This is a genomic window from Enterobacter sp. H2G27 (genome assembly GCF_054403075.1).
In genome coordinates this window covers 2,669,720-2,682,432 of the sequence record NZ_JBSVSI010000001.1, presented here as the reverse complement: position 1 = coordinate 2,682,432, position 12,713 = coordinate 2,669,720, and the positions used below count along the sequence as shown (strand labels likewise).

12 protein-coding genes are annotated in these 12,713 nt (G+C 40.6%); all 12 read left to right on the top strand.

Annotated elements, in window-relative coordinates; genetic code table 11:
* The first annotated feature begins 4 nt into the window (after nt 1-4).
* The 12 genes from wcaM to ACW9E7_RS12700 all read left to right on the top strand — a co-directional run bounded on the left by wcaM (nt 5) and on the right by ACW9E7_RS12700 (nt 12,687).
* Nucleotides 5-1,396, top strand: a complete 1,392-nt coding sequence (gene wcaM, locus ACW9E7_RS12755) for a colanic acid biosynthesis protein WcaM (protein ID WP_458727872.1) — start codon at nt 5-7, stop codon at nt 1,394-1,396.
* A gap of 176 nt (nt 1,397-1,572) precedes the next feature.
* Nucleotides 1,573-2,469, top strand: a complete 897-nt coding sequence (gene galF / locus ACW9E7_RS12750) for a GalU regulator GalF (RefSeq protein WP_029742022.1) — start codon at nt 1,573-1,575, stop codon at nt 2,467-2,469.
* Between the two features lie 353 nt (nt 2,470-2,822).
* Entirely contained in the window at nt 2,823-3,905 is a 1,083-nt protein-coding gene (gene rfbB, locus ACW9E7_RS12745; protein ID WP_458727871.1) for a dTDP-glucose 4,6-dehydratase, read from the top strand.
* A 2-nt stretch (nt 3,906-3,907) separates the two neighbouring features.
* Nucleotides 3,908-4,807 (top strand): dTDP-4-dehydrorhamnose reductase, encoded by a 900-nt coding sequence (gene rfbD / locus ACW9E7_RS12740; protein WP_458727870.1) that lies wholly within the window; start codon nt 3,908-3,910, stop codon nt 4,805-4,807.
* A 49-nt stretch (nt 4,808-4,856) separates the two neighbouring features.
* On the top strand, nt 4,857-5,735 hold the full coding sequence (rfbA, locus tag ACW9E7_RS12735; RefSeq protein WP_458728394.1) for a glucose-1-phosphate thymidylyltransferase RfbA: 879 nt from the start codon (nt 4,857-4,859) through the stop codon (nt 5,733-5,735).
* 3 nt (nt 5,736-5,738) lie between these two features.
* On the top strand, nt 5,739-6,296 hold the full coding sequence (gene rfbC, locus ACW9E7_RS12730) for a dTDP-4-dehydrorhamnose 3,5-epimerase (protein ID WP_458727869.1): 558 nt from the start codon (nt 5,739-5,741) through the stop codon (nt 6,294-6,296).
* Entirely contained in the window at nt 6,293-7,540 is a 1,248-nt protein-coding gene (locus ACW9E7_RS12725) for a flippase (RefSeq protein WP_458727868.1), read from the top strand. Before rfbC ends, ACW9E7_RS12725 begins: the two co-directional genes overlap by 4 nt.
* 39 nt (nt 7,541-7,579) lie before the next feature.
* Entirely contained in the window at nt 7,580-8,761 is a 1,182-nt protein-coding gene (locus ACW9E7_RS12720) for an O-antigen polymerase (RefSeq protein ID WP_458727867.1), read from the top strand.
* 8 nt (nt 8,762-8,769) lie between these two features.
* On the top strand, nt 8,770-9,678 hold the full coding sequence (locus ACW9E7_RS12715) for a glycosyltransferase (RefSeq protein WP_458727866.1): 909 nt from the start codon (nt 8,770-8,772) through the stop codon (nt 9,676-9,678).
* Nucleotides 9,675-10,466, top strand: coding sequence for a glycosyltransferase family 2 protein (locus ACW9E7_RS12710; protein ID WP_458727865.1), 792 nt, complete (start codon nt 9,675-9,677; stop codon nt 10,464-10,466). Before ACW9E7_RS12715 ends, ACW9E7_RS12710 begins: the two co-directional genes overlap by 4 nt.
* The gene (locus ACW9E7_RS12705) at nt 10,463-11,557 is read left to right on the top strand and encodes a glycosyltransferase (RefSeq protein ID WP_458727864.1); all 1,095 of its coding nucleotides are present in this window, start codon (nt 10,463-10,465) and stop codon (nt 11,555-11,557) included. The genes ACW9E7_RS12710 and ACW9E7_RS12705 overlap by 4 nt, the downstream gene beginning before the upstream one ends.
* The gene (locus tag ACW9E7_RS12700; RefSeq protein WP_458727863.1) at nt 11,557-12,687 is read left to right on the top strand and encodes a glycosyltransferase family 4 protein; all 1,131 of its coding nucleotides are present in this window, start codon (nt 11,557-11,559) and stop codon (nt 12,685-12,687) included. The genes ACW9E7_RS12705 and ACW9E7_RS12700 overlap by 1 nt, the downstream gene beginning before the upstream one ends.
* Nucleotides 12,688-12,713: the final 26 nt, after the last annotated feature.

Here is a 12,713-nt window from a genome sequence, read left to right as displayed (position 1 = left end):
ATGTATGCTGAAAAAGATTACCCGACGCACTTTTGTCTCTTCTCTCTCCGTTCTGGCGGCCACGCCGCTGCTGTCGTCCCGCATCGCGCGGGCGGCAAGCGGCAGAACGGTCTCTGTTAATCAGTACAATAACAACGACTGGATCGCCGCCTTTAAGCAGGCGTTCAATGATGGCGACACTGTCGTGGTCCCGGCCGGGCTCACCTGCGAAAACATCAATACGGGCATTTTCATTCCCGACGGTAAAACGCTGCTGATCCGCGGGGCGTTAACCGGCAACGGGCGCGGCCGCTTTGTTCTGCAGGAAGGCAGCAAAGTGATAGGCGAAGGCGCAGGTCGCACGGAGAACATTACGCTCGACGTTCGCGGCTCTGACTGCGTTATCAAAGGGTTGGCCATGAGCGGTTTTGGCCCGGTGACGCAGATCTACATCGGCGGCAAGAAACCGAGCGTGATGCGCAATCTGCTGATTGATAATATTAGCGTGAGCCAGGCCAACTACGCCATTCTGCGCCAGGGGTTCCACAACCAGGTGGACGGTGCCCGCATCACCAACAGCAAATTTAGCCATCTGCAGGGCGATGCGATCGAGTGGAACGTCGCCATCAACGATCGCAATATCCTGATCTCCGATCATGTCATCGACAACATCAACTGCACCAACGGCAAGATCAACTGGGGCATCGGCATTGGCCTCGCCGGCAGCACCTACGATAACGACTATCCTGAGAAGCAAACCGTCAAGAACTTCGTGGTGGCAAACATCACCGGCAGCAACTGTCGCCAGCTGGTGCACGTTGAAAACGGTAAACATTTTGTTATTCGCAATATTAAGGCCAAAAATATAACTCCCGACTTCAGTAAACAGGCGGGAATAGACAATGCCACGGTGGCCATTTATGGCTGTGATAATTTCATTATTGATAATGTCGATATGGTGAACAGTGCCGGAATGTTAATCGGCTATGGGGTGATAAAAGGCGATTATTTGTCCATCCCGCAGAACTTCAAGCTCAATAATATTCATCTCGATAACCGCCAGCTCGCTTATAAATTGCGCGGAATACAGATTTCATCCGGTAATGCGACGTCGTTTGTGGCGATTACCAACGTGGAAATGCAGCGTGCTACGCTGGAACTGCACAACAAGCCGCAGCATCTTTTTTTACGCAATATCAATGTGATGCAGGAATCCGCCGTGGGTCCAGCCCTGAAGATCAACTTCGACCTGCGTAAGGATGTGCGGGGCAAGTTTATGGCGAAAGACGAGACGTTGTTGTCGCTGGCGAACATAAAAGCTGTGAACGAGAAGGGTCAGAGTTCGGTGGATATTGACCGGGTCGACCAGCAGGTGGTGAATGTGGAAAGGCTTAACTTTGCGCTTCCGCACAGATAATCGACAAACACCTGTTTTGAGACTATTCCTGGCATAAAAGCGCGATCTAATCAGATTACAACTACAGAAATTTGTGATGCTGAGGCGTAAGATTGCCTAAGGATTACGGCAAATCATGCTGGCGAAAACAGGTTTAAGAGCTATAATTCGTCAACCATTTTAAGGTGGAAGAAATAATGATTAATTTGAAAGCAGTCATTCCGGTAGCAGGCCTGGGCATGCATATGCTGCCAGCCACAAAAGCCATTCCAAAAGAGATGCTGCCGATCGTCGACAAGCCAATGATTCAGTACATTGTTGACGAAATTGTTGCTGCAGGGATCAAAGAAATCGTCCTGGTTACGCACTCTTCCAAGAATGCGGTAGAAAACCACTTCGACACCTCTTACGAACTCGAAGCGTTGCTTGAGCAGCGCGTCAAACGCCAGCTGCTGGCGGAAGTGCAGTCTATTTGCCCGCCGGGCGTGACCATCATGAACGTCCGTCAGGCGCAGCCGCTGGGCCTGGGCCACTCTATCTTGTGTGCTCGTCCGGTTGTGGGTGATAACCCGTTCATTGTTGTTCTTCCGGACATCATCATCGATACCGCTTCTGCCGATCCGCTGCGTTACAACCTGGCGGCAATGGTGGCACGTTTCAACGAAACGGGCCGGAGCCAGGTGCTGGCGAAACGCATGAAGGGCGATCTCTCCGAGTACTCTGTGATCCAGACTAAAGAACCGCTGGAGACGGAAGGGCAGGTGAGCCGCATCGTTGAGTTCATCGAAAAACCGGATCAGCCACAGACGCTGGATTCAGACCTGATGGCTGTAGGTCGCTATGTTCTCAACGCCGATATCTGGGCCGAGCTGGAAAAAACCGAGCCAGGCGCCTGGGATCGTATTCAGCTGACCGACGCGATTGCCGAGCTGGCAAAAAAACAGTCTGTAGACGCTATGCTGATGACCGGCGACAGCTATGACTGCGGTAAGAAAATGGGGTATATGCAGGCGTTCGTGAATTATGGACTGCGTAACCTCAAGGAAGGGGCGAAGTTCAGAACCCGTATTGAGAAGTTGCTCGCAAACGACTGATATTCCAGCCACGACTTGAACAAGCGGCAGTCATTATTTTGGTTAGATTTCATCAGACCAAAATAATGACTGCCGCTTTTTGTTATTAATGTAATGATTACATAGAGTTATCTGATTTAAGTCTGGACCGATTTGTAGCGATTTGTGCTTGTTTCTGTGGTCGTTTAGGACGACAATTAACGCCAGTTTTTTGTCTGTATCCAGACAAGAAAATCATTTAATCAGACATCGCTCAGTGCACTGGTAGCTGTTAAGCCAGGGGCGGTAGCGTGCTCATTTTCTGAAACCGTTAATAAATGCTCAGGTTTCAGAACGTCAGTTTCCAGACATATACACTAGACGGAACAGATAACGTGAAAATTCTTGTGACGGGCGGGGCCGGCTTTATCGGCTCAGCGGTTGTACGACATATTATTAAAAATACCCAGGACGACGTCGTCAATGTGGATAAGCTGACCTATGCCGGCAACCTTGAGTCGCTTAGTGAAGTTAGCGACAGCGGCCGATATGCTTTTGAACATGCGGATATTTGCGATAAAGACGCCATGGATCGCATTTTCGCAAAGCATAAGCCTGATGCGGTGATGCACCTGGCCGCTGAAAGTCACGTCGATCGTTCCATTACCGGCCCGGCTGCGTTTATCGAAACCAATATCGTCGGCACTTATGTACTGCTGGAAGCCGCTCGTGCGTACTGGTCAACGTTGGATGACCAGGCGAAGAAAGCGTTTCGTTTCCATCACATCTCAACCGACGAAGTGTATGGTGATTTGCCGCATCCTGATGAGCATCCGGCGTCAACTGAGCTGCCACTCTTCACTGAGACCACGGCTTATGCGCCCAGCAGCCCTTACTCAGCGTCGAAAGCCTCCAGTGACCATCTCGTGCGTGCCTGGCTGCGTACCTACGGTTTCCCGACCATTGTGACCAACTGTTCAAATAACTACGGCCCGTACCATTTCCCGGAAAAACTGATCCCACTGGTTATCCTGAATGCGCTGGACGGAAAAGCTCTGCCTATTTATGGCAAGGGCGATCAGATTCGTGACTGGCTATACGTTGAAGACCATGCGCGCGCACTCTATACCGTTGTGACTCAGGGGAAACCGGGGGAGACATACAATATCGGTGGGCATAACGAGAAGCAAAACCTGGACGTGGTCCATACGATTTGCGATCTGCTTGATGAGATTGTGCCAAAAGAGGGGTCTTATCGCGATCAGATTACGTATGTTGCTGATCGTCCCGGCCATGACCGTCGCTACGCGATTGATGCGCACAAAATTGGCGTTGAACTGGGCTGGAAGCCTGAGGAGACGTTTGAAAGCGGAATTCGTAAGACGGTAGAGTGGTATCTGAGCAATCAGAATTGGGTTAACAACGTCAAAAGTGGTGCTTATAAAAGTTGGATCGAGCAGAACTACGGGGAACGTTAATAATGAATATTCTTCTGTTCGGTAAAACAGGGCAGGTGGGGTGGGAACTCCAGCGTGCGCTTGCTCCATTAGGTAATTTGATTGCGGTAGATGTTCATTCGGAACAGTATTGCGGGGACTTTAGTAATCCGGAAGGGATAGCTGAAACCGTTCGCGCAATTAAACCCGATGTCATTGTTAATGCGGCGGCACATACAGCAGTAGACAAGGCTGAATCTGAGCCGGATTTTGCCAGACTCCTCAATGCAACAAGCGTTGAAGCGATAGCCAAAGAAGCGGCCAAAATAGACGCATGGGTTGTTCACTACTCTACCGACTATGTATTCCCCGGCGACGGCGAAAAGCCATGGCGTGAAACGGATTTGACTGCTCCGCTGAATGTATACGGTGAGACAAAGCTAGAGGGCGAAAAGTCATTGCAGGCGTATTGCCCTAAGCATCTTATTTTCCGGACCAGTTGGGTATATGCGGGGAAGGGCAACAATTTCGCTAAGACGATGTTGCGGCTCGCAAAAGAGCGTCAGGAACTCTCCGTTATCAACGATCAAGTTGGTGCTCCAACGGGCGCTGAGTTGTTAGCAGACTGCACAGCGCATGCTATTCGTGTCGCAATGATTAAGCCTGAAGTTGCTGGCCTCTACCACCTGGTCGCGTCAAATACGACAACATGGTATGACTATGCGGCACTGGTGTTTGATGAGGCCAGAAAAGCAGGTGTTGAGTTGGCTATTGAAAAGCTTAATGCTGTTCCAACATCGGCTTACCCAACTCCTGCGCGTCGACCGAATAATTCGCGCTTGAACACAGAGAAGTTTCAGGCGAATTTTGATCTTGTACTCCCTTCCTGGGATATTGGCGTAAAACGGATGCTTGCTGAACTTTTTACGACTCAATCAGTTTAATGAGATAAATGCCCTTATAAGGGCATTTGGTTTTTATAGAGAAAAAATGATGGCTACGCGTAAAGGTATTATTCTGGCAGGTGGTTCTGGCACTCGTCTGTACCCTGTTACCATGGCGGTGAGTAAACAACTACTGCCAATTTATGACAAACCAATGATTTATTACCCGCTGTCAACACTCATGCTGGCAGGGATAAAAGATATTCTTATTATCAGTACTCCACAAGACACACCACGTTTTGAACAATTGCTGGGTGATGGCAGCCAGTGGGGAGTGAATCTGAAATATAAAGTCCAGCCAAGTCCAGACGGTCTAGCACAGGCATTTATCATCGGTGAAGAGTTTATCGGTGGTGATAGCTGCGCTTTGGTGTTGGGTGACAATATCTTCTACGGACATGACCTGCCGAAGCAGCTTGAAGCTGCAGTAAATAAAGAGGATGGTGCTACAGTCTTTGCCTACCATGTTAATGATCCTGAGCGCTATGGTGTGGTGGAGTTTGATAGGGACGGGATCGCCATAAGTCTGGAAGAAAAGCCATTAGAACCTAAGAGTAACTATGCTGTTACCGGTCTTTATTTCTATGATAATGATGTGATTGATATGGCCAAAAATCTAAAGCCATCTGCTCGTGGTGAGCTGGAAATTACAGACATTAACCGCATATATCTGGAGCAAGGGCGTCTGTCTGTTGCGATAATGGGTCGTGGATATGCATGGCTAGATACCGGCACTCATCAAAGTCTTATTGAGGCCAGTAATTTTATAGCAACAATTGAAGAACGTCAGGGACTTAAGGTGTCTTGCCCTGAAGAGATTGCTTTCCGTAAAGGCTTTATAGACGCTGACCAAGTTAAAAAATTAGCGGCACCACTCTCCAAAAATGCATATGGTCAGTATCTACAAAAAATGATTAAAGGTTATTAATTCATGAAAGTAATAGAATCAGATATTCCTGGTGTTCTTATTTTTGAACCTAAAATTTTTGGTGATGATCGTGGCTTTTTCTATGAGAGCTTTAGTCAAAAAATATTTGAAGAAACAGTTGGCCACAAAGTTAACTTCGTGCAGGACAATCATTCTAAATCATCTAAAGGTGTTCTTCGGGGGTTACATTATCAACTAAACCCATATGCTCAAGGAAAATTAGTCCGTTGTATAGTTGGGGAGGTATATGATATTGCAGTTGATATACGAAAGTCCTCTAAAACATTTGGACATTGGGTTGGAGTGAATTTGTCGGCAGAAAATAAACGCCAACTCTGGATTCCAGAAGGGTTTGCCCATGGCTTTCAGGTATTAAGTGAAAGTGCAGAATTTGTGTATAAAACCACAAATTATTATCACTCTCAATCAGAGCGAGGATTGCGATATGATGATCCACAAATTAATATAAAATGGCCGTATAAAGGTAATTTGAATTTATCATCAAAAGATCAAGGCGCTCCTCTGTTGGTAAATATTCCAGAAGATGAGTTGTTTAAATGAGTGTAATAAGAAATAGTATCTGGAATATTGCTGGGTATATTATTCCTGCTATAATTACCATTCCCGCGCTAGGTATATTAGGACGAGTGTTGGGTGCAGAAATATTTGGTGTTTTTACACTCGCTCTGGCAATTGTCGGGTATGCAAGTATTTTTGATGTAGGGCTATCTCGTGCAGTGATAAGAGAAGTATCAATTTTTCGAGATAATACTGAAGAAAAACAAAGGATTATATTCACATCATCACTATTGGTCATTATAATGGGGTTAATTGCCTCGTCAATTCTATACATATTTAGTAATGAAATAACAAATTTGCTAAAAATTAGTCAAGATAAATATTTACATGTTGTACATTCGATGGGGATATTAGCGCTGTCGATACCAATTTTTTTGGTTACTCAAATATGGCTTGCCGTACTTGAAGGAGAAGAACGGTTTGCAATACTGAATGTATACAAATCTATTACAGGTTCATTACTCTCTCTGCTTCCAGTTATTTTTATTCATTTCGTTCCATCTTTGGAATCAGCTATTTGGGGGTTGGTGTTTTCACGTATATGTTGTCTAATCGCTGCCTTCTATTTGTGTCGAAAAATAATAATTAACTCCTTACTAAAGTTTAGCCTTACAACTCTAAAAAGGCTGCTTATGTTTGGTGGTTGGATAACAGTTAGTAATATTATTAGCCCCATAATGGCATATTTTGATCGATTTATAGTATCTAATCAGTTGGGGGCTTCAGTTGTTGCTTTTTATACTGCGCCAGCTGAAATAATTGCAAGGCTAGGTATTATACCCGGCGCTTTTGCCAGAGCGATTTTTCCGCGTCTAAGTGCATCCAATATTGCAATTGACAGAAAGAAAAATAAAAGAATAATTTCTCTGGTTCTTTTGGTTGTTACTTTACCTATTTTGTTACTGGGCACTTTGCTTGGGGACAAGTTTATGACTATTTGGATGGGGGATAATTTTTCGGGTGTTCCCTCAACAATTTTGACTATTCTTTTGGTTGGTTTTGTTTTTAATTCACTTGCTCAAATTCCATTTGCGAGTATTCAGTCTCGCGGCTATGCAAAAATTACGGCGTATATACATATGTTTGAATTAGTGCCATATTTATTGATGCTTTATTTTTTTATAAAACATTATGGTATAATTGGTGCCGCATTTGCATGGTCCATAAGGATGATTGTTGACTATTTAATATTATCAATTGTTGATAAAAGCGTTGATAGACGATAATTTTATCATTAAATTACAGTGATGAAATAAAGGCTGGCCATGATATATGTTTTATTACTTGCAATCATTTCCTCTCTAGGAATATTTGTTGCGCTTTATTTTATAAAAACTAATTTAACATCTCCCTTATCACTTCATTGTTTTGCATGGTTCTTAGTTAGTATTGTTGGTCTATTTGCATATGATGATTTTAATGAGTTTCCTGAAATAAGTTTTTATGCTTTCATTATTTGGTATTCAATTCTTTATTTTATTCTGATGGCAGGGGAGTTGGTTGTTCTCACTACTGATAGCAGAAGTTTATTTATCAATAAAAGGTATGCATGTAGTCGATATTGGATTATTGTATTGCCGTTATCTCTTTATTCAGTTTGGGAGATTTATAATGTAGGTAAGGGAGGGCCGGCAAGTTTTTTCCTTAATCTCCGCCTGGCTAACATAATCGATGATTATGATGGAGTAAAATTTACTCTACTGACGGCAGTATATCCAGTTATGGTGGCAATATTTGCTATAGTTTGTTTAGCTGATACTACGAAAAAAAATAAATATTCTATTTTATTATGGATTTTATTATTTTGTATTGGCACTATGGGGAAGTTTGCTATCGTCACACCGGTTCTAATTTACCTAATAATTCGTGAAATGACAGTTGGTTTGAACAAGAGGAAACTATTCCTCTTGGCTCCGATAATAACCGTTACTATTCTTCTTTTACATTTCATAAGAATGTCTTCTGAAGATAATGCCACTGTGAGTTCGGTTTTAGGTGTATATATATACTCCCCTCTTTTGGCATTGAGTAAGTTATCTGAATTGAATAGTATTGGTGATTCAGGGATATATACTTTTAGGTTTATTTTTGCAATTTTATATAAATTAGGATTATCTTCTACCGAGCCTGTAAAAACAATAATGGAATATGTAAATGTGCCGGTTCCTACTAATGTTTTCACCGTGATGCAACCTTTTTACCAAGATTATTCTTTATACGGAGTCGCTTTTGGAGCGATGTTTTATGGGGTAATATACGCTTCAGTTTATATTTTAGCAAGGCAAGGCAGTCCAGTCGCGATGCTTATATATGCTGTTCTTGCTGTAGGGCTGTTTACTTCCTTTTTTGCGGAAACCTTAATAACAAATTTCTCTGGCAACATGAAATTAATTATCTGTATATATATATTATGGCGGTTTACAGTTAAATGCAAAATAAACGAATAACCATTTTAATGGCGACTTATAACGGTGGTGAGCATATTGAGAATCAGCTCCTTTCGTTGCAGCAACAAAAGTATAAGGACTGGATACTTTATATTCATGATGATGGTTCTAAAGACAATACTGTTAGCATCATAAAGAAAATGCAGTTAAATGATAGCCGTATTAATCTTATCGAAGACGGAATAACAAGGCTTGGTGCCGGAAAAAATTTCCTTTCTACAGTAAAATATGTGCAAACAGATTATGCCATTTTTTGCGATCAGGATGACATTTGGCTTGAAAATAAATTGAGTTCTATGTTCTCTTTTGCAGAGAATAAGGGGCTAGCTAACTGTGCTATACCCTGTATTATCTATACTGATGGTTATGCTTTTGATGATGAAACAGGCGATATAGATTTCTCTGGCATTTCTCATAATCACGCTGATAGTCTAAAAGATTTTTTGTTTTTTAATGGTGGCTATCAGGGTTGTTCAATTATGTTTAATAAAGCAATGGTAAATATTATTACTGACTACCGTGGCTATGTTCATTTGCACGACGATATAATAAGCTTAATTGCTCATGCTGTAGGATATGTATATTTTTTACCAAAAAAATTAATGCTTTATCGACAACATGCTGAGGCAGTGACTGGACAAAAAACATTTAATAATGGAATTCGTGCTAAATTAGCTTCAAAAGTCGATTACCTACTGTCTAAAGAACACTTTTTCGTAAAAAAATCATTTTATGACAATTATAAGTTTCTGTTATCAAAGGAAGTGAAAAATGATTTTGATAAATTTTTTAAAATTTGTTTTGCTAAAAATAAATTTTTGCAATTGATTTTTCTGGTAAAATATGGCTTTAGACTTAATAATAGCAGGTTAAAGTTATTATTAAAATGTATGCTTAGAAGGACCTTTAGCAAATGATTTCAATTTTAACACCCACATATAATCGTGCTTACACTCTTAAGCGATTATATATTTCATTACTTAATCAGGTAACTAAAGATTTTGAGTGGATTGTAATAGATGATGGTAGTGAGGATGACACACAAGCGTTAATAGAATCATTTCAACAAGATAATATTATTAATATATTTTATCACAAACAGATAAATTTAGGTAAGCCACAAGCAATAAACACTGGTGTTAAATTATGTAATTCTGAATATATATTTATTGTTGATAGTGACGATGCCTTAACTACAGATGCTATAACTTCTATTACAGATAGTCTTCAACAAGCTGAAACCGAAAACAAAGCTATATCTGGAGTTGCATTTCGTAGAGCATATTTTAATGGGGATATAATTGGTGATAATTTAGATTCTGCCGTTACTACTGATGTCTGTTATCTTCGCGCAACTGAAGCGGGACATTTATTTGCGGGTGATTTGGCATATTGTTTTAAAAGAGAAATGTTATTAAAATTCCCATTCCCTTCTTATGAAAATGAAAAGTTTGTTCCTGAGTTGTTAATTTGGAATAAAATCACTGACTGCGCACTTATAAAATATCACAAAGTCAAAGCCATATATTTAAGCGAATATTTGGATGATGGGCTTTCTAAAAATTTTTCCGCACAACTCAAAGCAAACCCAAAAGGCTTTGGCTTATATTATTTAGATCAAGTAAATCGAGAAGTAAGCTTTATCAAAAAAGCTAAAATGCTAATGCGCTATATACAATGTCGTTTATACGAGATTAAAAAATGAATATATTATTTGTTATAACAGGACTCGGCTTGGGAGGTGCTGAAAAGCAGTTGTGCTTATTAGCCGATAGATTCGCAGAGGAAATGCATAATGTTACGATAGTAGCTCTTTCTGGTGATGCAGTAATTACACCTGCGAGGAAGGACATAAAAATTTATTGTTTAGATATGAAGAAAACGGTTATTAGCTTTTTATTTAGCTTATTTAAACTACGTAATATAATATCAAATATTAAACCAGATGTTGTTCATAGCCATATGTTCCATGCCAATATTATGACAAGAATGGTACGTTTAATATCTGGCAGTAATTTTCATCTTTTATGTACTGCGCATAGTAAAAACGAAGGCGGTAGATTTCGGATGTTTGCGTACCGTGTTACCGATCATTTATGTGATATAAATACAAATGTCAGTCAGGAGGCTCTGGAAAAATTCATTGAATTAAAATCATTTTCATCCTCAAAATCATTTGTTAATTATAATGGTATAGATACGGACGTCTTTAATTTTAGTAGCGAAGTGCGTAAGATACTCAGAAAGAAATTATGTATTGAAGATGAAGAGATTATGATTCTTTCTGTTGGAAGATTAACCCCTGCTAAAGATTACCCGAATCTTCTTGATGCATTTCATTTATTGCCGAAGCACTATAAACTGGTAATTATAGGTGAGGGAGATGTCCGTACTGTACTCGAGAAGAAGATAAAAGATTATAATTTAGCATCCCGAGTGAAATTGCTGGGAAGCATAGATGAAGTGCAAGATTATTATTCTGCTTGTGATTTATTTGTACTATCTTCCGCATGGGAAGGTTTTGGTTTAGTTGTTGCTGAGGCTATGGCTTGTCAGCGAATCGCTGTTAGTACTGATGCTGGAGGTGTGAAAGAAGTTATTGGCAATAATGATTTTATTGTACCTGTTTCAAACCCTAAGGCATTAGCAAATAAAATTATTGAAATTGAAGGGTTAACGGAAGAACGTAAGTGCATTTTACAAACTAACAATAGGAATCATATTATAAATAATTTTTCCATCGATTCTGTCGTTAGCAAATGGTTGAGCATGTATAGAATGAAACAGGATACTTAATGAAAATTTTGCTCATTGGAAATCAATCTAATACCATTATCCTTTTTAGGAAAAAACTTATCGAAAGTCTTGTTTCTATGGGAGTAACAGTTCATACATTAACCATGGATCGCGATGAGGAAAAATTCCGTCAAATTTCAATGTTCGGTGCTATACCCGATCAATATAAATTTTCGAGATCGGGTATGAACCCTTTTTTAGATATGTTGAATACATTGGCATTATCTAAAAAAATACGAAGTATAGGACCTGATGTCGTTTTTTGTTTTTTCCCAAAACCTGTTATTTTCGGCACGCTAGCTGCTAGGTTAGCGGGTGTAAAAAATATTTATAATTTACTAGAGGGACTCGGTTTTTGTTATACAAAACACCAGGGTCAGGATTCTTATAAGAAAAAAATATTAAGATTAGTCCAAACTTTTCTTTATAAAGTGACATTGCCAAGAGCGAAGAAAGTTTTGTTTTTAAATTCTGATGATTATAACGAACTCATTATGGAAAACAAAATTTTCATCTCAGATTCTGAAGTAATTGGTGGGATTGGTGTTAATCTTAATGAGTACTCGTACACAAAACCTAACAGGAGTAACATTCATTTTGGAATGGTTTCACGTCTCCTTGTGGAAAAAGGTGTTAGGGAATTTGTACAGGCTGCCAGGATCATTAAAATAAAATATCCACATGTAAAATTTAGTATCGCAGGAGCGATTGATGATAACCCAGGCGGCATTACCCAAGAGCAAATAAGTACATGGAAAAATGAAGGGCATATAGAGTTTCTCGGGCAAATTTCTGATGTAAAAAGTTATTTGGAAGGATTGAGCATTTTTGTTTTGCCTTCTTATCGAGAGGGTATCCCACGTAGCACACAAGAGGCCATGGCTATAGGCAGGGCAGTGATCACTACAGATGTACCTGGCTGTCGTGAGACTGTTCGCAATGGTTTGAACGGTTTGATAGTTCCTCCCTGGACTGTTAATGAGCTTGCTGATGCTATGGCCTTTTTTGTCAATAACCCTGAAAATATAGTATCAATGGGGTTGGAAAGCCGACGTCTTGCGGAAGAACTTTTTGACGAGAATTACGCAACAGATAAATTAATTAATATATTAATAAATGAATGTGATTAAATGCTTTGTTTTTGCTACAACGTTTC